This window comes from Geodermatophilus nigrescens, from assembly GCF_900129495.1.
GTDB classification, from domain to species: Bacteria; Actinomycetota; Actinomycetes; order Mycobacteriales; family Geodermatophilaceae; genus Geodermatophilus; species Geodermatophilus nigrescens.
This window is the reverse complement of record NZ_FQVX01000003.1, coordinates 790,228-811,482: the sequence shown is the minus strand read 5'-3', so window position 1 is coordinate 811,482 and position 21,255 is coordinate 790,228. Positions and strand designations below refer to the sequence as shown.

Here is a 21,255-nt window from a genome sequence, read left to right as displayed (position 1 = left end):
GGGGAGCCCGGGTCGGCGGTGGGACGTCGGGCGGTCGATCGTCTGCTGCACTGCCGCTCCTCCTCGTACTCGTCGTCTCGCAGCCGGCGGGGGCCCGCCGACCGGGTGGTCGGGGCCGGGTGCCGCGAGAAAGACGAAGGCCGCGGATCCCGGGGTTCGGGTTCCGCGGCCTCGAGGAGGACCGGTCGAGCGCTAGCTCTGCGGTCTCCCCGGGGAGTGGATCCCGAGGGTGGTGCTGTTGTCGATGTCGGTGCGGTGGCCGCCGAGGACGGTGGCGGCGGGCTGCTCGGTGCCGCGCGGGTCAGCGGGCAGACCGGTCCCCTGGAACGGGGCGGTGGGCGCAGCAACGGAGGTGCCGGTCAGGTCGAACGGCGTCATCGACCGGACGACGGCGTAGCGCGGACGGGCCCAGCGGACGTCGTCCACGAGGACGCCACCGGCGGCGCAGCCGGCCGGACGCACGTCGAGGCCGCCCGTTCCGGTGACCCCGGCGGGGGCGAGAGCGAAGCGCATGTCGATCATCGGAACCCCTCCTCCCGGGGTCGGAGCCGGCGGTCGGGCCGGTCTCGGTCTGGCGCGCCGGCGGGGTCCCCCGCGGCGCAGTCAGGACAGTAGGGAAGGCCACACGGGCGGCGCAACGCAATTAACGAGCGCGTCCCCGAGCCGGGGGACGCCACGCCGGAGGAGCGTGCGGTGGGCACGCTCCGTGACCGGCTACTCCCCGACGGTCGCGAGTACGTCCTCGCCGTAGAGGTCGAGCTTCCGGGCGCCGATGCCCGGCAGGCCCGCCAGCTCCTGGATGCTCGTCGGCCGCGCCTCGGCGATGGCCTGCAGCGTGGCGTCGGTGAAGACGACGTACGCCGGGACCGAGGCGGCCTGCGCGGTGCTGCTGCGCCAGGCGCGCAGCCGCTCGAACAGCTCCCCGGCCTCGCCCTCGAGGACGACCTTGGCCCTCTTCGGCTTCCGCTGGGGCGCCGGCGCGGTCGGCGAGGAGCCCGGGACCAGCCCGTCGAGGAACCGGCTGCGCGGGCGCGGGCGCTTGGCGCCGGGGTTGCGCACCAGCGACCACGACAGCGTCAGCTGCTCGCGGGCCCGGGTGACGGCGACGTAGAGCAGCCGCCGCTCCTCCTCCACCGCGTCGGGCCGCGACAGCGACTGCGAGATCGGCAGCACGCCGTCGACGAGGCCGACGACGAACACCGCGTCCCACTCCAGGCCCTTGGCCGCGTGCATCGAGGCCAGCGTGACGCCCTGGACCGTGGGCGCGTGCTGGGCGTCGGCCCGCTCGGCGAGGTGGGCGACGAAGCGCGGGAGGTCGGTGCTCGGGTCCTCGGCGACGAGGTCGACGGCGAGGTCGACCAGCGCGGCCAGCGACTGCCAGCGGTCGCGCGCCGCTCCCCCGGGCGGCGGCCGGTGCTCCACCCAGCCGGTGGAGGCCAGGACGTCGCGCACGGTGGGCACCAGCATCCCGGGGTCGCTGCCGCCGGCTGCTGCCCCGCGCAGCAGGACGACGGCCTCGCGCACCTCGGGCCGCTCGAAGAACCGCTCGCCGCCCTTGAGCACGTAGGGCACGCCGGCGTCGGCCAGCGCCGACTCGTACACCTGCGACTGGGCGTTGATGCGGAACAGCACCGCGATCTCCGACGCCGGCGTCCCGGCCTCGACCAGCGCGCGGCAGGCCTGCGCGACGGCGGCGGCCTCGGCGGGCTCGTCGGCGTGCTCGAAGAAGCGCGGCTCGGGGCCCTCGGCCCGCTGACCGAGCAACTTGAGCCGGAAGATGCTCTTGCGCTCCGGCGCCTGCCCGATGAGCTTGTTGGCCAGCCCCACCACCTGCGGCGTCGACCGGTAGTCGCGCTCGAGCTTGACCACCTCGGCGTCGGGATAGCGGTCGGCGAAGCCGAGCAGGTAGTCGGGGTCGGCGCCGGTGAACGAGTAGATGGTCTGGTTCGGGTCGCCGACGACGCACACCGACGCCCGGCCGCCCAGCCAGGCGTCGAGCAGCCGCTGCTGCAGCGGGTTGACGTCCTGGTACTCGTCGACGACGAAGTGGCGGTACTGCGCGCGCACCTGCCGGGCGACGTCGGGGTGCTCCTCCAGCGCGAACGCGGTGACCAGCAGCAGGTCCTCGAAGTCGAGCATCCCGTCGCGCTGCTTGGCCGACTCGTAGGACGCGTAGACCCGCGCGACGGCGGCGGCGTCGAAGGGGGGCTCGCGGCCCGCGGCCTGGGCGCGCGCCGGGTAGTCCTCCGGTGTGGCCAGGGTGGTCTTGGCCCACTCGATCTCGCTGGCGAGGTCGCGCAGGCTGGTGCGGTCGGTGGTCAGCCGGGCGCGGGCGGCGGCGGTGGCGACCACCCGCAGCTTGTTCTCCACCAGCGCCGGCATCGGCCCGCCGAGCACGCGCGGGGCGAAGTAGCGCAGCTGCCGCATGGCGGCGGCGTGGAAGGTGCGTGCCTGTACCCCGCCGACGCCGAGGCCGGCCAGCCGGGAGCGCAGCTCGCCGGCGGCGCGGGCGGTGAAGGTGACGGCGAGGACCTGCTCGGGCACGAAGGCGCCGGCGTGCACGCCGTAGGCGATGCGGTGGGTGATGGTGCGGGTCTTGCCCGTGCCGGCGCCGGCGAGGATGCACACCGGCCCCTCCACGGCCGACGCGGCGGCCCGCTGCTCGTCGTCGAGCCCGGCGAGCACGGCCTCCGCCCCGGCGGACGGGGCGGCGGAGGGGGCGGCGGACCCGGGCAGGTCGGCGGTCCGCGGCATGCGGTCGTACTCCTCGGGGGGACGGGACGGGACGTGCGGCTCCGAGTCTCCCAGCCCCCGCCGACATCCGGCCGGGACACCCCGCGCCTGTGGAGGGAAGGTCCGGCGGCCCCCGGGCGTTCACGTACGGCGGGACGCCCCGCGTCCCGGACCGATCGACCGCTCCCTGGGAGGACCCCGAGTGACTGCCGCACCCGCCGCCGTGACGATGTACACCACCACCTGGTGCGGGTACTGCGTGCGGCTGAAGAAGCTGATGCAGCGCGAGGGCATCCAGTACGCCGAGGTCGACATCGAGCGCGACCCCGCGGCGGCCGACGTCGTCATGCAGGCCAACGGCGGCAACCGCACCGTCCCGACGCTCGTGTTCGCCGACGGCAGCGCGCTGACCAACCCGAGCATCGACCAGGTGAGGTCCCAGCTCGCCTCCCAGCCCGGCGCCTGACCGGCGGGTGCTGCGCGGTCCGCGACCCCCGGCGGTGCATCATCTGCCCCGGCGGGTCGCGACCGTGACCGCCGCCGGAGCCCCGGCCAGCCGGCCGGTCACCCCCACGGGAGCCACTGACGTGACCTCGGACGCCGTGCCCTCCCCCGAGATCCCGACGTCCGCCGGGGACGGCCCGTCGGTGGTCGTCGCCCGCACCGGCGGCGGCTGGCGCGTGCTCGCGCCCGGCCGCGCCCAGGACGTCGGCGACCTGCTCGAGGGGATGTCGCTGGCCGACCTGGTGGCCGAGGAGCTGGGCGGCGCCACCGACCCCGACCGCACGGCCCGCCGCGCGGCCCGCGGCAACGGGGACGCCGCGCCGGACACCGACCCCCGGGACGCGCGGATCGCCGCGCTGGAGCGGACCGTCGCCCAGCTCGAGCACGCCCTCGCCGCCCGGGTCGCCACCGAGCGGGCCATCGGCGTCCTCGCCGAGCGGCACGCCACCGCCCCGCGCACCGCCTTCGAGGTGCTGCGCGGCCAGGCCCGCTCGCTCGGGCGCCCGGTGCACGAGCTCGCCCGCGAGGTGATGGCGACCCTCGACCGGCTCGCCGAGCCGACGACGCCCGCCGTCCCCGCTGCCCCGGCCGCCGAGCCCGTGCCCGTGCTGCCGCCGGTCCCCCGCCGCCCGCCGGGCCGGCGGGTCGAGCGCGGCGCGCACCGACCCGGCCCCGTGGTCCCGGCGGACGGCCGCCCCTGAGCGGTCCGGAGCCGCTGACCCCGGGCGCGCTGGCCGACCGGCTGGCCGCCCTCCTCGCCGACGCCGACCCCGAGCCGGGCGCCGCTGCGCTGCGCGTGGCCGTCGACGGCCCCGACGTCGCCGGTCCCGAGACGCTCGCGCGGGCGGTCGCCGAGCGGCTGCCCCCGCTGGGCCGCCCCGCCGTCGTCGTGCCCGCCGCCGGGTTCCTCCGGCCGGCGTCGCTGCGGCTCGAGCACGGCCGCATCGACCCCGACGCGCGCTACACCGACTGGCTCGACGCCCGGGCGCTGGCCCGCGAGGTGCTCGACCGGGTGGGTCCCGGCGGCCCCGCCGAGTACCTGCCGGTGCTGTGGGACGTCGCGCGGGACCGCGCGGCGCGGGCCGGCTACGAGCCGATGCCCCCGCGCGGGGTGCTGCTCGTGCCGGGCCCGCTGCTGCAGGGCGTCGGGCTGGCGTTCGACGTCGTCGTCCACCTGCGGGTCGCCCCGGCCGCCCGCCGCCGGCGGTTCCCGGCGGAGCAGGCGTGGGAGCTGCCGGCCTTCGACCGCTACGACGACGAGGTGGACCCCGCCGCCCTGGCCGACGCCGTGGTGCTCGCCGACCGGCCGGAGCACCCGGCGCTGGTGCTGCAGGGCCGCTTCGGCTAACGAAGGACCCCGACCTCCCCACCCTTCGCGAGCTCAGGGCGGGCCCCTGGTCGGGGCCGACAACACACCCGACCTGCGGGCTCAGGCCAGCTGGCCGTCGACCCAGCGGTCGATGAGGTGCCGGGCGATGGAGACCGGCGGCGGCAGCGCGGCGGGACCGTCGCCGGAGGCCAGCTCGTCGCGGGTCCACCAGCGGGCCTCCTCGATCTCCGTGGGGTCGAGGGTCAGCTCGAGGTCGCCGACCGCGCGGGCGACGAAGCCGAGCATCAGCGACTGCGGGAACGGCCAGGGCTGGCTGCTGACGTAGCGGACGTCGGTGACGGTGAGCCCGACCTCCTCGGCCACCTCGCGGGCGACCGCGCCCTCCGCGGACTCCCCCGGCTCGACGAACCCGGCGAGCACCGAGAACCGCCCGGGCGGCCAGACCGCCTGGCGGCCCAGCACGCACCGGTCGCCGCCGTCGTGGACGAGCATGATCACGGCCGGGTCGGTGCGCGGGAACAGCTCGACGCCGGTCTCGGGGTCGCGCTGCACCCAGCCGGCCCGCTCGATCGTCGTCGCCGCGCCCGACACGGGGCTGAACCGCGCGCGCTCGTGCCACTCGAGGATGCCGATGGCCTCGGCGAGCAGGCCGGCGTCGAGGTCGCCCAGGTCGGTGCCGAGCTCGCGCAGCCCCGACCAGGCGTCGACCGGCCGGCCGTTGACGGTGAGCGCCCGCTCCCCGCGGACGGCGGCGTAGGGCACGCCGTCGGCCTCGCCGAGGTAGACCGCCCCGACCGGGAGGGTGGGCTGCTCGTCCCAGACCAGCGCGGGGCCGTCAGGGCCCTCGGCCACGGGGACGGCACGGCGCCCGTCGACGGTCAGCACCCGCACCGGCCGCCCGCGGGTGGGGTCGGGCAGCGAGCGGCCGAGGTGGTCGCGGTCGTGCGCCGAGCGCGAGAGCACCGGCACGACGCCGGTGGTGCGCGGCGTGCCGGACGGCCAGTTGCCGCGGGTGACGTCCTCGGGCGTGCTGCCGCCCGGCGGGACGCTCACGCCGGGTCCGCCGCGGCGGCGCTCGCGGTGACGTCGACCGGGCCGAGTGCCCGGAGCCCCTCGGTGACCCGCTCGGCGTCGCCGACGACGACGCCGGTCAGCGCCGCCGGGGCGAGGTACCGGCGGGACGCCTCCTGCACCTGCTCGACGGTGACCTCGGCCAGCGCCCGCTGGTGCTCGGTCAGCCACTGCGCCGACAGGCCCGACCCGGCCAGCGCCGACAGCGTGCTGGCCAGCCCGGCGTGGGTGGCGGTGGACAGCGCCATCGAGCCGAGGACGTAGCGGCGGGCGGCGTCGAGCTCGGCCTCGGTGACCGGCGCGAGCGCCATCCGGCCGAGCTCGGCCCACGTCTCGACGAACGCCGCTCCCGTGACCTCGGTGGCGACGTCGGCCTCGACGAGGAACGAGGAGGCCGCGGCCAGGTGGTCGACGGCGCTGCGCGGGCTGTAGGAGTAGCCGCGGCGCTCGCGGATGTTCTCGACCAGCCGCGAGGAGAAGTAGCCGCCGAAGACCATGCTGGCCAGCCGGACCGCGGGCAGGTCGGGGTCGGTGCGCCCGGGCGCGGGGCCGCCGAGGCGGATGTTGGACTGCACCGCGCCGGGCCGGTCGACCACCTCGAGGTGTCCGGGGGCGAGCGCCGGCGCGGGCGGGGCGCCGGCGGCGGAGCCCTCGCCGGTCCACTCCCCCAGCGCCGCGGCGACGGCGTCGGTGGCCGCGGCGGCGTCGAGGTCGCCGACGAGGACCAGCGTGCTGCCGGCGGGCAGCACCCGCTCGCGGTGCAGCTTGCGCAGCGCCGCGGCGCCGACCTTGCCGACGAGCTCGGGCGCGGGCAGCTGCGCGGCGTAGGGGTGGGTGCCGTAGCGGCGGGCGGCCAGGGCGGACCGGGCGATGACGCCGGGCTGGGACCGCGCGATGGCGATCCGCTCGGCGACCCGGTCGCGCTCGCCCTCGACCTGGTCGGCCGGGTAGGCGGCGCCGGTCAGCACCTCGGCCAGCAGCTCGAGCACCGGCGTCAGGCCCTCGCTGAGCAGGGTGGTGGAGAACAGCAGCCGGTCGGGGTCGGCGGCCACCGTCAGCTCGGCGCCGTGGCCCTGCAGCGCCTCGGCGAGGCCCGTGGCGTCCCGCCGGGCGGTGCCGAGCAGGACGGCGCCGGAGAGCACCGAGGCGCGGGCGGTGTGCTGGGCGGCGCCGCGCGGGGTGGTGGCCGCGAAGGGCACCCGCAGCCGCAGCTCGACCAGCGGGACGCCGGGCCGCGGCACGGCGACGACGGTCAGGCCGCTGGGCAGCGTCGTCGTCGTGCCCTCGGGGACCGGGTGCGGGCGCGGCTCGCCCAGCGGCGGGACGAGGTCGAGGTCGACGACCGGCGCGCTCATCGGGTGCCTCCGGTGGCCTTCAGCTCGAGGATCGCGGCGGTGCCGGGGTCGAGGCCCCGCGCGGCGGTCTGCACCTGGTCGGGCGTGACGGCGGCGAGCCGGGCGGCGATCTCGCCGGCCAGCTCGGCGCGGCCGTGCACCAGCTCGGCGCCGGCGAAAGCCAGCGTGCGGCCGAGCACCGAGTCGGCCTGGCGCAGCAGCTGCGCGCCGGTCCGGGCCTGCACCCGGGCCAGCTCCTCGGCGCTCACCCCCTCGGTGGCCACGCGGCCGATCTCCTCGTGCACGGCGCCGAGCACGTCGTCGACCCCGACGGCGGCCGGGTGGTGCACCTGGGTGGTGAGCAGCGTGGCGTCGCGGACGTCGAACGGGTCGCCGAACAGGCCGACGTAGCTGCTCTGGGCGACGGCGAGGCGGTCGTCGTGCACGAGCCGGCGCTCGAGACGGGAGGCGTCGCCCTCGCTGAGCAGCTCGGCGAGCAGCACGGTGCCGAGGTAGGTGTCGAGGTCGCCGACCGGGTCGGGTACCCGCCAGCCGAGGGCGACGGCGGGCGCGGGGGCCAGCCGGTCCTCGACGACGTCGCGGCGCACCGTCGTCGGCGAGGGCTCCCCGGTGGGCGGGGTCGGCGGGACCTCGCGGGCCTCGACCGGGCCGAACCAGCGGCGCACCAGGCGCTCGGTCTCGGCGACGTCGAGGTCGCCGCCGATGCACAGCACCGCGTTGCCGGGGGCGTAGTAGCGGGAGAAGAAGTCGGTGGCGTCGTCGACGGTGGAGCTCTCCAGGTCGACGAAGGAGCCGTAGCCGTCGTGGGTGTTGGCGAAGCTCTCGAACGCGATCTGCGGCAGCTGCAGCCAGGGGAAGGCGCCGTAGGGGCGGTTGAGGACGTTGACCCGGATCTCCTCCTTCACCACGTCGATCTGGTTGCGGAGGTTCTCCTCGGTGATGGCCGGGGCGGCCATCCGGTCGGCCTCGAGGAACAGCGCGCGCTCGAGCGCCTCGGCCGGCAGCGCCTCGTAGTAGTTCGTGTAGTCCTGGTGGGTGGAGCCGTTGAACGTGCCGCCGGCGGCCTGCACCAGGCGGGCGTGCTCCATCTTCGGCACGTGCGCCGAGCCCTGGAACATCATGTGCTCGAAGAGGTGGGCGAACCCGGTGCGGCCCTCCGGCTCGTTGCGCATGCCCACGTCGTAGAAGACGGTCACGGCGACGACCGGCACGCTGCGGTCGGGTGCGAGGACGACCCGCAGCCCGTTGTCGAGCGAGAAGCGTTCCACCGGGTGCCGCAAGGTCAGATCGGCCCCTACTGCTGTCACGGACCGACCCTAACCACGCGGGCGCCGGGGCCGCCGGGCGGCCGACGAGCGGGGCCCGGAGGGTCCCCGAGGAGGCCACGACCGCAGCCGCGTCCCAGTGCCGGGACGGCAGGGCGCCGCGGCACGGGACGTGACCCGCCCTGCGAGGGCCACGACCGGGGACGGGCCCGGAGGGTCCTCACCGGGCGCGGCGGCAGAGCTCAGCGCAGCCGGGGTACGGCACGTGGTCGCGGTGTCGGCCGGTAGGCCGACGATGTCACCGCTTCACAGCACGTCGATGTCGCCCACGACGCGGTCGATGACGCCGTAGAGCTCGGCGTGGGTGTTGGGGATGGAGACGTAGAGCAGCGCGGGGTCGGCGCGGCCCACGTCGATGACGAGCAGCGCGGCCCGCTCACCGGTGGAGTCGTAGCCCTCGACGTCCCAGCTGAGCTGGAACTCGATCAGGTGGGCGTTGCGGCCGTCGACGGTGAGAGCCTCGTCGCGCAGGATCTCGCGCTCGTTCGGGTACGGGTAGTACAGGGTCCGGACGCTGTCGGCCAGCGCCGTGACGGTGGCCTGCTCGCTGCCCGGGCCGGTCCACCCGTAGCCGTCGGCGACGGGGCCGGAGGTGCACTGGGCGATGAAGATCCCCCCGGAGGGGACCCCCTCCTGGGTGGTGAAGTACTGGCCGGCGATGGTCCGCGTCTCGGCCATGTCCCCCAAGTCGTACTCGAACCAGCCGTTGCCGAGGAACGGGTAGGAGATGCCCGCCTCCTCGTCGACGATCCGCACCGTGCCGGGCGGGAACTCCGTGCCCGAGGGGCCGGCCGGCACCGGCGGGTCGTCGGCGACGGCGCGGCCACCCCCGCCCCCGGACAGCCCCACGACGAGCGCCACGACCACGACGGCGACGACGGCGAGCACGGAGCCGGCCACCCACCACGCCGTGCGCGGACGGCGGGCGGGCGGCGGCGGGACGTCGTCCCACTGGCCGGCACCCCAGCCGGCCTGCGGGCGCGGCGCGGGGGCCACCGGCGGCGTCTGCACGGCGACGCCGGGGCCGGCCGGCGTCGTCACGTCCGACCAGCTCTCCCCGTTCCACCAGCGCACCATCCCGGGCGCCCCGTCGGGGTCGGGGTACCACCCCGCGGGCGCGGTCGTCAGCCCAGGTCCGGTCACGGGGGTCAGGGTAGGACGGCGACGCCGCCGGTCAGGGCTCCCGCGGCGCGACGTGTCCCATCAGTAGCCGCGGTCGGCGTCGTCCCACCATCCGCGCAGGTCGTAGAGCCCCGACGCGCCGCCGCCGCGCTGCTCGGCGATGCCGTAGGTGCCCAGGTCGTCCCAGGCCCAGGCGAGCACCGCGTCGCCGTCGCCGTCGACCCAGCAGGCGACCCGGCCGACCTCGGCGTCGTCGTCGTCCAGGACGGGGAACCAGCCGGAGGGGCCGGGCTGGCCGTCGAGCTCCTGGCCGCAGTCGTAGCGCTCGTCGAGCTGCTCGAGGCCCTCCCGCTCGATGTCGGCGGCGAGGGCCCGCGCGGCGCCGTCGCCGTCGTGCGCGCGGACGGTGCTGGTGGTGACCCCGGCCTCGTCGTCGGCCGGGCAGGTGACCTCGCGGAGGACGCCGTCGCCGGGGTCGGCGCCGGTGCAGTCGCCGATCGTGACGCCGGCCGGCAGGGCGGCGGCGACCAGCCGCTCCCCCGCGCCGGCCGCCGCGTCGCCGGCGTCGTCGGACCGCAGCGCGACCACGACGAGCGCGACGGCGAGGGCCAGGGCGACCAGCCCGGCCAGGGCGGCGACCACCCACGGCAGCCGCGGTGCCCGGGCGGGCGCGGGGCCGGCGGGCGGGCGCGGCCCGACGGTGGTCGGCGGCGCGGGCGGGCGGGCGGTGCCCTGCTCGCGGGTGACCGCCCGGCCGGGGGCGCCGCCCGCGGCCGGACCCACGGCGGTGCCGGCGTCGGCCGGGACGGGGACGCCGCTCTGGGCGAGTGCCGCCCGCGCGGCGGCGGCCATGGCGCCGGCGGTGGGCCAGCGCTGGTCGCGGTCCTTGGCCAGGCCGCGGAGCACGACGCCGTCGAGGGCGGGCGGGATGCCGGGCGCCAGGGCCGACGGCGGGGGTGGCGGCTCGTGCATGTGCGCGGCCATGAGCGCCACCGGCTCGGCGGCCGGGAACACCCGGCGGCCGGTGAGCGCCTCGAAGAGCACGCAGGCGAGGGAGTAGACGTCGGCGCGGGCGTCCAGCGTCGCGCTGCTGAACCGCTCCGGGGCCATGTACTCGGTGCTGCCGACGGCGGTGCCGGTGCTGGTCAGCGCGGGGCCGGTGCCCTCGGTGGTGCGGGCGATGCCGAAGTCGGCGAGGTAGCAGAAGTCCTCGCCGGGGGCCGAGCGCAGCAGGTCCCCGCCGTCGCCGCGGCCGACGAGCAGCACGTTGGACGGCTTGACGTCGCGGTGCACCAGTCCGCCGGCGTGCGCGGCGTCGAGCGCGCGGGCCACCTGCCCGACGACGTCGACCGCGCGGGCCGGGGCGAGCCGCCCGCCGCGGCGGAGGAGGGAGGCGAGGTCCTCCCCCTCGACCAGCCGCATGTCGAGGAAGAGCTGGCCGTCGATCTCCCCGAAGCGGTGGATGGGGATGACGTGCGGCTCGTTGAGCCGGGCGGCGATGCGCGCCTCGCGGCGGAAGCGCTCGCGGTAGCCCTCGTCGGCCGCCCACGCCGGGTGCAGCACCTTGATGGCGACGTCGCGCTCGTGCTCGTCGTCGTGGGCGCGCAGCACCGCGCCCATCCCGCCGCGGCCGAGCTCGCCGAGGACGCGGTAGGGCCCGAAGCGGCCGCCGACCTCGGGAGCGGTCACCGCGCCGCCAGCTCGCGCCACAGGTGGGCCGCCGCCTCCGCGCCGCGGTGCAGCATCGGCAGCAGGACCCGCTCGTTGGGCGAGTGGATGCGGTCGGTGGGCAGCCCCACGCCGAGGAACAGCAGCGGCGCGCCGAGCTCGCCGGCGATCGCCGCCTCGGGGCCGCTGCCGCCCTCCCGGGTGAGCAGCACGTCCTCCGGCGCGGTGTCGAAGGCCTGGCCGATGGCGGCCAGGAGCGCGTCCATGAGCGGGGAGTCCAGGTCGCTGGCGCAGGGCGCGACGCCGCCGGGCGGGGCGTGCACCTCGGCCTCGATGCCCTCGGGGACGTTGGCCTCCACCCAGGCGCGCAGCATCGGCCCGATCTCCCCCGGCCGCTGGTCGGAGACCAGCCGGAAGGTCACCTTGGCGTGCGCCTCGGCCGGGATGATCGTCTTGTGACCGGGGCCGGTGTAGCCGCCCCACATGCCGTTGACCTCGGCGGTCGGGCGGGCGCCGGTGCGCTCCAGGGTGCTGAAGCCGGCCTCGCCGGAGGTGGCGCGCGAGGCGGCCGGGCCGGCGAGCCAGGCCCGCTCGTCGAAGGGCACCCGCGCCATGAGCTCGCGCTCGCGGTCCGACAGCGGGCGCACCGCGTCGTAGAAGCCGGGGAGGGTGACCCGCCCCTGGTCGTCGTGCAGCTTCGCGATCAGCTCCGCCATGGCGTGCAACGGGTTGGGCACCGCGCCGCCGAACGAGCCGGAGTGCAGGTCGACGGCGGGGCCGCGCAGCGTGATCTCGGCGTCGGCCAGCCCGCGCATGGCGGTGACCGCGCTGGGCACGTCGGGGGCGGCCATGCCGGTGTCGCTCACGACGACGACGTCGCAGTCCAGCCGGTCCCGCCGCTCCCGGAGCAGCGCCTCGAAGTGCGGTGAGCCGGACTCCTCCTCGCCCTCGACGAGCACCTTGACCGTGACGGCGGGGGTGTCGCGGCCGGTCGCGGCGAGGTGGGCCCGCAGCCCGAGCAGGTGCACGACCAGCACGCCCTTGTCGTCGCTCGCGCCGCGGCCGTGCAGCTCCGGGCCGTCGGGGCCCTCGACGCGGGTCGGCTCGAACGGCGGGTGCTCCCACAGCTCCAGCGGGTCGACCGGCTGGACGTCGTGGTGGCCGTAGACGAGCGCGACCGGAGCGCCGGCGTCGGCGCTGGGCCACTCGGCGTACACGGCGGGCGCGCCGGCGGTCGGCCAGATCTCGACGGTCGGGAAGCCGGTCCGGCGCAGCGCGTCGGCCAGCCACTCGGCGCTCGCGGCGACGTCGGGGCCGTGCGCCGGGTCGGCCGAGATGGACGGGATGCGCACCCAGGCGTCGAGGTCGGCGTGCAGGTCGTCGAGGTGGGCCTGCACGAAGTCGCGTTCCGGGCTCGTCACGGTCGCCGACGGTAGCGGCGTCGACGGGCGCCGTCCGCCCCGGCCACTAGGTTCGGGGACATGGCCGGAGAGCTGCTGCGGGTGGACGTGGGCGACCTGACCTTCGACGTGCGGGCCGACGGCCCCGAGGACGGGCGGCCGGTGGTGCTGCTGCACGGCTTCCCGGAGACCTCGGCGTCGTGGGCGGCGGTGACCCCGCGGCTCGCCGAGGCGGGGCTGCGCACCTACGCCGTCGACCAGCTCGGCTACTCCCCCGGCGCCCGCCCGCAGGAGGTGGAGGCGTACGCGCTGACCAACCTCGCGCAGGTCACCGCCGACCTGATGAGCGCGATGGAGGTGCCGGTCGCCGACGTCGTCGGGCACGACTGGGGCGCCAACGCCGCCTGGGCGCTGGCCGCCTGGCACGCCGACCGGGTGCGCTCGCTGACCGCCGTCTCGGTCCCGCACCCCACCGCTTTCACCGCCGCCTACCGCAGCGACCCGGAGCAGAAGGAGCGCTCGGCCTACATCCGGCTGTTCTGGCAGGAGGGCAAGGCCGAGGAGGTGCTGCTCGCCGACGACGCGCGGCGGCTGCGGCGCATGTTCGGCGACGTCGTCGACCGCGAGACCGTCGACGAGTACGTGGCCGTGCTGTCGGCGCCGGGCGCGCTGACCGCGGCGCTCAACTGGTACCGGGCGATGAGCTCGCAGACGCCGGTGGACGACGTGACCGTGCCGACGACGTTCGTGTGGAGCGACGCCGACATCGCGATCGGCCGCATCGCCGCGGAGGGCTGCGGCGAGTACGTGGCCGGCGACTACCGCTTCGTGCAGCTGCCCGGCGTGAGCCACTGGATCCCCGAGGAGGCGCCGGACCAGCTGGCCGCGGCGATCCTCGACCGGATCGCCTCCACCTGACCTGACCTGACCGGCCGTCCTCGCCGTGCGGTGCCCGACCTCGCGCTGCGGGGCGGGGTCGGGCACCGCGGGGCGAGGTCCGGCGGTCAGACCAGCCGGTAGTAACGGACCAGCGGCAGCGCCGTGAAGCCGGCGGCCTCGTACGTGCGCCGCGCGGGCCCGTGGCCCGGGTCGCCGCCGGTGCCGATCGCGACCAGCCGCACGCCGGCCTCGCGCAGCCGCTCGATCCCGTCGTCGAGCAGCGCGCGGCCGGTGCCCCGGCGCTGGGCCGCCGGGTCGACGGCGAGCATCTCGACCTCGCCGCCCTCCGGCTCACCGTCCTCGCGCACCACGACGGCGACGAACCCCACGGGACGGCCGCCGTCGTCGGCCACGCGGACCCGCATCGCCGGATCGCGGCACACCCGTTCGACGGCCGCCGCCTGCGCGCTCCGCCAGTCCGGGTACAGCTGCCGGTACACCGCCGGGCCGAGGACCGACTCGAAGGAGCCGAACACCGGCTCCCACGCGCGCAGGGACAGCGCGACGACCTCCGCCACGTCGGTGTCCTCGAGGTCCCGGATGACGACGGCCACCCGATCAGGCTGGCGCGGGCGTCAACCGAGTTCGTCGTCCGGCGGGGGCGGAAGCTCGTCGTCGTCCGGCTCGGGCGGCAGGTCGTCGGGCAGGTCGCCGCCGGCCGCGGCCCGGCCGGTGACCAGCGCGAGCAGGCCGGCCTCGTCGAGCAGGTCGACCGGGCGCACGGTGACCCCGGCGGAGACGTGGTGGAAGCCGGCGCTGACCCGCTCGACCGGCACGCCGGCCAGCCGCGACCAGCCCAGCCGGTAGGCGGCCAGCTGCACCGCGGCGGCCGACAGCTCCGTTCCCGACGGCGGCGGGCCGGTCTTCCAGTCGACCACCTCGAAGCCGCCCTCGGCGTCGCCGAAGACCGCGTCGATCCGCCCGCGCAGGGTCAGCGGGCCCAGCGGCGTCTCGAAGGGCACCTCCACCTCGACCGGCTGGCGCTCGGCCCACGGGCTGGCCAGGAACGCCTGCTGCAGCTCGGTGAGCGCCCCGTCGGGGGCCGCGGACTCGTCGCCGGAGCCGGGGAGCTCGTCGAGGTCGAGCAGCCGGGCGGCGCCGAAGCGCTCCTCGAGCCAGGCGTGGAAGGCGGTGCCGCGGCGGGCCAGCGGCGCGGGCGCGGCGGGCATGGGGCGGCGCAGCCGGCGGGCCAGCTCGGCGGGGTCGCGGCGCAGGGTGACCAGCTCCGACACCGACAGGTGCGACGGCAGCGCCACCTCGACCGTGGGCCGGGCCGTGCGCCGCCGCTCGCGCAGCAGCAGGTCGGCGTCGCGCACCCAGCGCGCCACCTCGGGGTCGGCGGTGCCCAGGTCGGCGCCGGGGTCGAGCGGGTGCGGCGCCGCGCCGGCCACCAGCTCGGCGGCGGCGGTGAGGGCACGGCGCCGCGGCGCCGACAGCGGGTCGGCCGGCCAGACGCCGACCGGCCACTCCTCCAGCGCCGGGTTGGTGGCGCCGTCCTCGGGCCGCTCGGCCCACGCGACGACGACGCCGGCGCCCGCGGTGCACGCCCGGCGGACGGTGTCGAGCAGCACCGACGGGCCGTTGGGCTTCACGCCCTCCCGCCACCAGCTGCCCGAGCACACGAGCAGGTGCTTGGCGCGGGTGACCGCCACGTAGCCCAGCCGGATCTCCTCGGCCTCGCCGAAGCGCTTCCACTCCTCGACGTAGTCCTCGAGCGCGGCGCGCACCGCGGCCTGGTCGCCGGAGCCGGGCACGGGCAGGCGCAGCTGCGGCAGCTCCTCGCGGTCGGTGAGGCGCAGGTCGACGGGGACGGCACCCGGGTCCTTCACCCACGAGTCGGCGGTGTCGGTGCGGGCGGGGAACTGGTCGGCGGTCATGCCGGGCACCGCGACGACGTCCCACTCCAGGCCCTTGGCCGAGTGGCCGGTGAGCAGCTGGATGGACTCCGGGTCGACGGCGACCTCGCCGGGCTCCAGGCCGCGCTCGCGCTCCTCGGCGTCCTTGAGGTAGCCGAGGAACGCCGGCAGCGAGGGCAGCTCGGCCAGCTCGGTGAACTCCGCGGCGACGGCGTGCAGCGCGTCGAGGTGCGCCCGCGCGGCGCCGGGGCTCACGCCGGGCGTGCTGGCCAGCTCGGTCTCCAGGCCGAGGACGCGGGCGACGTCGTCGACCATGTCGGGCAGCGACTCCCCCAGCCGGCCGCGCAGGTGCCCCAGCTCCGCGCCGAGCCGCCGCAGCCGGCGGTACGCGGCGGGCGAGTAGGCCGCCGGGTCGCCGAGGTCGTCGAGCGCCTCGACGATGCTGCCCCGCTCCGAGGGCCGGGGCGCCGCCTCGTCGTCGGTCTCGCGCGGGGGGCGGCGGCCGTGCACGAGTGCCCGGGCGCGGGCCTCGAGCGCGGCGAGGTCGCGCGGGCCGATCCGCCAGCGCGCGCCGGTGAGCAGCCGGCCGAGCGCGTCGCCGGCGGTGGGGTCGACCAGCACGGTGAGCGTGGCGACGACGTCGGAGACCTCGGGCACCTCGAGCAGCCCGCCGAGGCCCACCACGGTGACGGGCAGCCCGCGGGCGCGCAGCGCGGCCGCGATGCCGGGCAGCTGCTTGCGCGTGCGCACGAGCACCGCGGTGGTGGGCGGGCGGCCGTCGGGGCGCGGCGGCACGTCGGGGTCCTCGCCGCGCCAGCAGGCGGCCAGCCGGTCGGCGAGCGCCTCGGTCTCCTCGGCCACCGTGGCGTACAGGCCGGCGGTGACCAGGCCCCGCCCGGCCCCGGGCGCCGACGCGAGGTCGGGCAGCGGCACGTCCGGCGCGGGCAGCATCCCGGCGACGGCGTTGGCGACGTCGAGCACGGCGCCGTCGTTGCGCCAGCTGGTGGCCAGGGTGAGCCGCTGCGCCTCCCGGCCGCGCAGGCCGGGGAAGGTGCGCGCGAACCGCTCGATCGTGCCGGCCGACGCGCCGCGCCAGCCGTAGATCGACTGCCGCGGGTCGCCGACGGCCAGCACCGCGTGCCCGCTGGTGCGGCCGAACAGCGCCTCGAGCATGCGCAGCTGGCCGACGCTGGTGTCCTGGTACTCGTCGAGCAGCACGATCCGCCAGCGCGCCCGCTCGCGGCGGCCGACCTCCGGCGCGCTGACCGCCACCTTCGCCGCCAAGGCGACCTGGTCGGAGTGGTCGATGGCCCCGGCGGCCCGCTTGCGCCCCTCGAAGGCCTCGACCAGCGGCAGCAGCGCCACGCGGGCCCGCTGCCGGGCGAGCATCTCCAGCACCGGCGCGTACGGGCCGCGCTTGCCCTTCGCGTCGGGGTAGCCGGCGACCTGGCGCTCCAGGCGGGCGGTCCAGGAGCGCAGCGCGTCCGCGGAGACGTCGTGCTCGCCGAGCTCGCCGGCCAGCGCCAGCACGTCCTCGACGGTGGTGAGCGGGGTGAGCGGGACGTCGGCCATGTCGCCGGTCCACTGCGACACCACCGACGCCGCCTGGCCCCAGCACATGGCCGGGCCGAGCACGCCGGCGCCCGGCTCGACGCCGATCCGCAGCCCGTGCTCGCTGACCAGCGAGGCGGCGTAGCCGTGGTAGGTGGACACCGTCGGCATCGCGACGGCGAGCCGCTCCCTGAGCTCCGGGTCGGTGCCGGGGTGCCGTGCCAGCGCGCCGAGCCGGATGCGGATGCGCTCGTTGAGCTCGCTGGCGGCCTTGCGGGTGAAGGTCAGCCCGAGGACAGCGTCGGGCGCGACCAGCTCGTTGGCCACCAGCCAGCACACACGGGCGGCCATCGTCTCGGTCTTGCCGGACCCGGCGCCGGCGACGACGACCAGCGGCCGGTCGGCCGGCGACGACACCACGCGCGCCTGCTCGTCGGACGGCGCGTACTTCAGGCCGCACCGCTCGGCGACCTCGGCGGGGGTGAGCAGCCGCCGCGGCTCCACCGGCTCGGGCGCGCCGCCGAACAGGGCGTCGTCGAAGGCGAGCTGGTCCTCGGCCGGCGTGGAACGTCGACTCACGCCGTGACCTGCCGGCCGCGCTCGTGCATCGGGCAGCTGCGGCGGGCCGGGCAGCGGGAGCAGTGGCTGCCGGTGCGCACCTCGAAGGTGCCCGCGCCCATCCCGTCGCCCACCTCCGCGACGAGCTCGCCGGCCCACGTCTCCCCCACCGGCACGTCGGCCGGGAGCGCGTCCTGCGCCTGCTCCTTGGCCTTCGTGCCGGACCCCACCTGCAGCAGCGCCGCCCCGCCGGGGGCGTCGCCGTGCTCGCCGAAGGCGCCCGCCGCGACCGCCACCTGGTAGGCGGCGAGCTGGCCGTGGGTGTCGATGCCCTTGGCCTGGCTGCGGCCGGTCTTGAGGTCGACGACGACCAGCCGGCCCGCGGAGTCCCGCTCGAGCCGGTCGACCTGGCCGCGGATGCGCGCCCGGCCCACCGTGACGTCGAAGTCGGCCTCGGCGGCCAGCAGCTCGCGCCGGTTGCCCGCGTGCCAGCGCAGGAACCGGTCGAGCATGTCGCGGGCGGCCACGCGCTGCCGCTGGTCGGCCCAGCCGGGGCCGAGGTCCAGCGCGTCGAGCTCCACGGCCAGCGCGGCCGGCGCCTCGGCGGCGGGCAGTCCCTCGGCCACCTGCTGCGCCACCGCGTGCACCGCCGAGCCGACGGTGCGGGTCGAGTCCGGCGACGCCTCGGCACCCACCGCGCCGAGCACCCACTTGAGCGGGCAGCGCTGGAAGGTCTCGATCGCCGACGGGCGCACCCGTACCGGCTCGCCCTCGGGCACCAGCGGCGCGTCGTCGGACAGCGGCGCCAGCCCCCACCAGTCGGCGGGCGAGGCGCCGGGGACGCCCTCGTCGGCCAGCCGGCGCAGCACCGCCGCGGCCGCCGAGCGGCGCGCGGGCTCGGTCTGCGGGTCGCTGACCGTGCGCCGCAGGTCGGCGACCAGCGCGGGCAGGGTGAGCGAGCGCGGCAGCGGCGTGAGCGGGCGGCCCTCGTCGGGCGGCGCGGCGACGAGGTCGAGGAACCGCGAGGCGGTGGCGCCGGCGTCGGGGCCGTCGAGCGCGCCCTCCACCGCCGTGACCACCAGCCGCCTCCGGGCGCGGGTGCAGGCGACGTAGAACAGCCGCCGCTCCTCGGCGAGCATCTGCACGCGCCGGTCGACCGTCGCGCCGTCGATGCCCGCGACGCGCTCCACCAGCAGCTCGGTGTCGAGCAGCGTGCCGCGGTCGCGCAGGTCGGGCCAGACGCCCTCCTGGACGCCGGCGACGCAGACGACGTCCCACTCCAGGCCCTTGGACGCGTGCGCGGTGAGCAGCCGCACGGCGTCCGCGGCCGACTCCCGGCCGGCACCGGCGACGCCGGGCAGCTCCTGGGCCGCGAGGTGCTCGACGAACGCCCCGACGGTGGCCGAGGGCAGCCGGTCGACGAAGCCGGCCGCGGCGTCGAACAGGGCGACGACGGCGTCGAGGTCGCGGTCGGCGCCCGCGCCCGCCGCCCCGCCCGCGGCGCTGGCCCGCGCCCACCGGCCGGCCAGCCCGCTGCGCTGCCACATCGCCCACAGCACGTCCTCGGCCGAGCCGTCGCGGGCCAGCGCCACCCGGCCGGCGGCGAGCACGCCGGCGACCTTCCGAGCGGGCCGGGCGACGGCTTCGGGCAGCTCCTCGAGCAGCGCCTCGTCGGCGAGGGCGGCGGCCAGCGGCTCGCCGCGCTCGTCGGCGTCGACGCCGCGCTGGGCCTGCGCGATGCGCACCGCCCGCCGCAGCCGGCGCAGGTCGAGCACGGTGGCCCCGCCGAGCGGCGAGGTGAGCAGCGCCTCGGCGCCGGGCTCGTCGAGGTCGAGCGTGCCGGGCTCGGCGTCCCGCCGCGGCAGCAGCGCGCGCAGCGCGGCGAGCAGCGGCGCGACGGCGGGCTGGGCGGCCAGCGGGAGGTCGTCGGTGCCGACCTCCACCGGGACGCCGGCCGAGGTCAGCGCGCGCCGCAGCGGGCCGATGGCCAGGGCGTTGCGGACGACGACGGCCATCTCGCCCCACGGCACGTCGTCGACGAGGTGCGCTCGGCGCAGGGTGTCGGCGACGTAGGCGGCCTCCACCGACGCGGACCCGAAGACGTGCACCTCCGCGGCGCCCTCCTCGGCACCGTCGACGGCCGCGAGCCGGCGGTGCTCCCAGGGCCCGGGCAGCGCCTCGGCGACCCGGCGGCTCACCGCGAGCAGGGCCGGGCCCGACCGGCGGCACACCCCGAGCGAGACGCGCGGCGCGGGCTCCCCGCGGACGGTGCGGAAGGCGTCGGGGAAGTCGACGATGCCGCGCGGCTCGGCGCCGCGGAAGGCGTAGATGGCCTGGTCGGGGTCCCCCACGACGACCAGGTCACCGCCGCCGCCGGCCAGCAGCTGCAGCAGCTCGACCTGCGCGGGGTCGGTGTCCTGGTACTCGTCGACGAACAGCCAGCGGGCCCGCGCGCGCTCGGCGCGCAGCAGCTCGGGGTCGTCCTCCAGCTCGGCGATCGCGGCGCGGACGAGCTCGGCGGGGTCGTAACCGGAGGCGTCGCCGCCGCCGGCCGTGGAGAAGGCGGTGACCGCCTCGTACTGCTCGAGGAACGCCGCGGCGTGCAGCCACGCGTCGGTGCCCGTCTCGCGGCCCCAGGCGGCCAGCAGCTCGGGGTCCACCCCGCGCTCGGTGGCCCGCAGCAGCAGGTCGCGCAGCTCGCCGCGGAACCCGGCGGTGGCGAGCGCCGGCATCAGCTGGTCGGGCCAGCGGACCGCGCCCTCCCCCGCCAGGTCACCGCGCAGCAGCTCCGCGACGACGGCGTCCTGCTCGGCGGCGGTGAGCAGCCGCGGCGGCGCCTCACCCCGCAGCAGCGCCGCCCGGCGCAGCACCCCGTAGGCGTAGGAGTGGAAGGTGCGGGCCAGCGGCTCGCGGATGGTGCGCGCCACCCGCGCGGTGACCCGGTCGCGCAGCTCGGCGGCGGCCCGCCGGCTGAAGGTCAGGACGAGGATCTGCTCGGGGTCCACGCCGCGGTCGATCCGCGCGGCGACCGCCTCGACGATCGTCGTCGTCTTGCCCGTGCCGGGACCGGCCAGGACCAGCAGCGGCCCGCCCGGGTGGTCGACGACGGCCTGCTGCGTGGGGTCCAGCCGCGGCCGCCGCGGCGGCTCGGCGGCCGGCTGCACGAGCCGGTAGACCGGCGCCCCGTCCCCGTGCGTCGTGTCCCCCCGCAGTGCCACCCCTCGATGACACCACGGCGGTCCGACATCGCCGCGGCGCGCACGGGGCGCGGCGTCAGCCGGCCGGCGCGTCCGGGTACCGGACCCGGTACCAGTGCTCGGTCTCCCCGGGCACGGGGTCGAGCAGCACCTGCGTCCCGCCCGGGACGTCGAGGACCCGCGTCCCGTCGCCGAGGAGGACGGGCGCGAAGAACAGCAGCACCTCGTCCAGCAGGCGGGCGGCCAGGAGCTGGCGGGCGACGTCGGCCCCGAGCACGTTGGCCGTCCCGTCCCCGGCGGCCGCGCGGACCAGCTCGACGCCGTGGTGCAGGTCGTCGGTGAACGTGACGCCGTCGGGCGCCTGCGCGGGCGGGCGGTGGGTGAGGACGACGACCGGCCCCGACCACTGCCCGCCGAAGGCGCCCTCCCGGTCGGTGCCGCGGTTCGGGTCGTCGCCGCCGAAGGTGACGGCGCCGGCGAGGATCGCCGTCGTCTGCGCCATGAGCCGGTCGGCGGTCGGGTTCGGCGCGCCCAGGTGCGGGGTCAGCCAGGACATGTCCCCGCCGGGGCCGGCGATGAAGCCGTCCAGCGACGCGGTCGCGGAGTAGAGCAGCGTGGCCACGGGGTCCTCTCGGTCGGGCGGGCA

At 77.6% G+C, this 21,255-nt stretch carries 16 protein-coding genes; 4 read left to right on the top strand and 12 right to left on the bottom strand.

The window, feature by feature from the left end; all coding sequences use genetic code 11:
* Positions 1 to 192: 192 nt before the first annotated feature.
* On the bottom strand, positions 193 to 522 hold the full coding sequence (locus tag BUE37_RS17535) for a hypothetical protein (RefSeq protein ID WP_073421612.1): 330 nt from the start codon (positions 520 to 522) through the stop codon (positions 193 to 195).
* A gap of 192 nt (positions 523 to 714) precedes the next feature.
* Positions 715 to 2,754 (bottom strand): ATP-dependent helicase, encoded by a 2,040-nt coding sequence (locus BUE37_RS17530; RefSeq protein WP_073421611.1) that lies wholly within the window; start codon positions 2,752 to 2,754, stop codon positions 715 to 717.
* Positions 2,755 to 2,935: 181 nt separating this feature from the next.
* On the opposite strand from BUE37_RS17530, the gene BUE37_RS17525 reads away from it, so the two are divergent.
* The 3 genes from BUE37_RS17525 to BUE37_RS17515 all read left to right on the top strand — a co-directional run bounded on the left by BUE37_RS17525 (position 2,936) and on the right by BUE37_RS17515 (position 4,585).
* Positions 2,936 to 3,199 carry a mycoredoxin gene (locus BUE37_RS17525; RefSeq protein WP_217651293.1) on the top strand — a complete coding sequence of 88 codons (264 nt, stop codon included), beginning with the start codon at positions 2,936 to 2,938 and terminating at the stop codon, positions 3,197 to 3,199.
* A gap of 121 nt (positions 3,200 to 3,320) precedes the next feature.
* Entirely contained in the window at positions 3,321 to 3,938 is a 618-nt protein-coding gene (locus BUE37_RS17520) for an ANTAR domain-containing protein (RefSeq protein WP_083628820.1), read from the top strand.
* Positions 3,939 to 4,033: 95 nt separating this feature from the next.
* Positions 4,034 to 4,585 carry a nucleoside/nucleotide kinase family protein gene (locus BUE37_RS17515; protein ID WP_245794702.1) on the top strand — a complete coding sequence of 184 codons (552 nt, stop codon included), beginning with the start codon at positions 4,034 to 4,036 and terminating at the stop codon, positions 4,583 to 4,585.
* Between the two features lie 81 nt (positions 4,586 to 4,666).
* Here BUE37_RS17515 and nudC read toward each other — a convergent pair whose 3' ends face one another.
* From nudC to BUE37_RS17485, 6 genes are all read right to left on the bottom strand, one after another.
* Positions 4,667 to 5,620: an NAD(+) diphosphatase gene (nudC, locus tag BUE37_RS17510; protein WP_073421609.1), complete on the bottom strand. Its 954-nt coding sequence runs from the start codon at positions 5,618 to 5,620 to the stop codon at positions 4,667 to 4,669.
* On the bottom strand, positions 5,617 to 6,993 hold the full coding sequence (locus BUE37_RS17505) for a M16 family metallopeptidase (RefSeq protein WP_073421608.1): 1,377 nt from the start codon (positions 6,991 to 6,993) through the stop codon (positions 5,617 to 5,619). The genes nudC and BUE37_RS17505 overlap by 4 nt, the downstream gene beginning before the upstream one ends.
* Entirely contained in the window at positions 6,990 to 8,261 is a 1,272-nt protein-coding gene (locus BUE37_RS17500; RefSeq protein WP_245794700.1) for a M16 family metallopeptidase, read from the bottom strand. Before BUE37_RS17500 ends, BUE37_RS17505 begins: the two co-directional genes overlap by 4 nt.
* 303 nt (positions 8,262 to 8,564) lie before the next feature.
* Positions 8,565 to 9,461, bottom strand: coding sequence for a DUF2510 domain-containing protein (locus BUE37_RS17495; protein WP_073421606.1), 897 nt, complete (start codon positions 9,459 to 9,461; stop codon positions 8,565 to 8,567).
* A 60-nt stretch (positions 9,462 to 9,521) separates the two neighbouring features.
* Positions 9,522 to 11,129 (bottom strand): serine/threonine-protein kinase, encoded by a 1,608-nt coding sequence (locus BUE37_RS17490; RefSeq protein WP_139253025.1) that lies wholly within the window; start codon positions 11,127 to 11,129, stop codon positions 9,522 to 9,524.
* On the bottom strand, positions 11,126 to 12,529 hold the full coding sequence (locus tag BUE37_RS17485) for a M20/M25/M40 family metallo-hydrolase (protein ID WP_073421604.1): 1,404 nt from the start codon (positions 12,527 to 12,529) through the stop codon (positions 11,126 to 11,128). The genes BUE37_RS17490 and BUE37_RS17485 overlap by 4 nt, the downstream gene beginning before the upstream one ends.
* Positions 12,530 to 12,589: 60 nt before the next feature.
* On the opposite strand from BUE37_RS17485, the gene BUE37_RS17480 reads away from it, so the two are divergent.
* Positions 12,590 to 13,426, top strand: a complete 837-nt coding sequence (locus tag BUE37_RS17480; RefSeq protein ID WP_073421603.1) for an alpha/beta fold hydrolase — start codon at positions 12,590 to 12,592, stop codon at positions 13,424 to 13,426.
* An 86-nt stretch (positions 13,427 to 13,512) separates the two neighbouring features.
* Here the strand turns inward: BUE37_RS17480 and BUE37_RS17475 are convergent, their stop codons facing one another.
* Genes BUE37_RS17475 through BUE37_RS17460 form a run of 4 tightly spaced genes read right to left on the bottom strand, consistent with a single transcriptional unit; the run spans position 13,513 to position 21,231 of the window.
* On the bottom strand, positions 13,513 to 14,001 hold the full coding sequence (locus BUE37_RS17475; RefSeq protein WP_073421602.1) for a GNAT family N-acetyltransferase: 489 nt from the start codon (positions 13,999 to 14,001) through the stop codon (positions 13,513 to 13,515).
* A gap of 21 nt (positions 14,002 to 14,022) precedes the next feature.
* Positions 14,023 to 17,433, bottom strand: a complete 3,411-nt coding sequence (locus tag BUE37_RS17470; protein WP_073421601.1) for an ATP-dependent helicase — start codon at positions 17,431 to 17,433, stop codon at positions 14,023 to 14,025.
* Positions 17,430 to 20,630 (bottom strand): ATP-dependent helicase, encoded by a 3,201-nt coding sequence (locus BUE37_RS17465; RefSeq protein ID WP_217651292.1) that lies wholly within the window; start codon positions 20,628 to 20,630, stop codon positions 17,430 to 17,432. Before BUE37_RS17465 ends, BUE37_RS17470 begins: the two co-directional genes overlap by 4 nt.
* 55 nt (positions 20,631 to 20,685) lie before the next feature.
* On the bottom strand, positions 20,686 to 21,231 hold the full coding sequence (locus BUE37_RS17460) for a dihydrofolate reductase family protein (RefSeq protein WP_073421600.1): 546 nt from the start codon (positions 21,229 to 21,231) through the stop codon (positions 20,686 to 20,688).
* Between the last annotated feature and the right edge of the window lie 24 nt (positions 21,232 to 21,255).

What these genes read in the sequence shown, in the direction of transcription:
- BUE37_RS17480 (WP_073421603.1), top strand. Translation starts at nt 12,590, where the DNA reads ATGGCCGGAGAGCTGCTGCGGGTGGACGTGGGCGACCTGACCTTCGAC.
- BUE37_RS17535 (WP_073421612.1), bottom strand. Translation starts at nt 522, where the DNA reads ATGATCGACATGCGCTTCGCTCTCGCCCCCGCCGGGGTCACCGGAACG.
- BUE37_RS17530 (WP_073421611.1), bottom strand. Translation starts at nt 2,754, where the DNA reads ATGCCGCGGACCGCCGACCTGCCCGGGTCCGCCGCCCCCTCCGCCGCC.
- BUE37_RS17505 (WP_073421608.1), bottom strand. Translation starts at nt 6,993, where the DNA reads ATGAGCGCGCCGGTCGTCGACCTCGACCTCGTCCCGCCGCTGGGCGAG.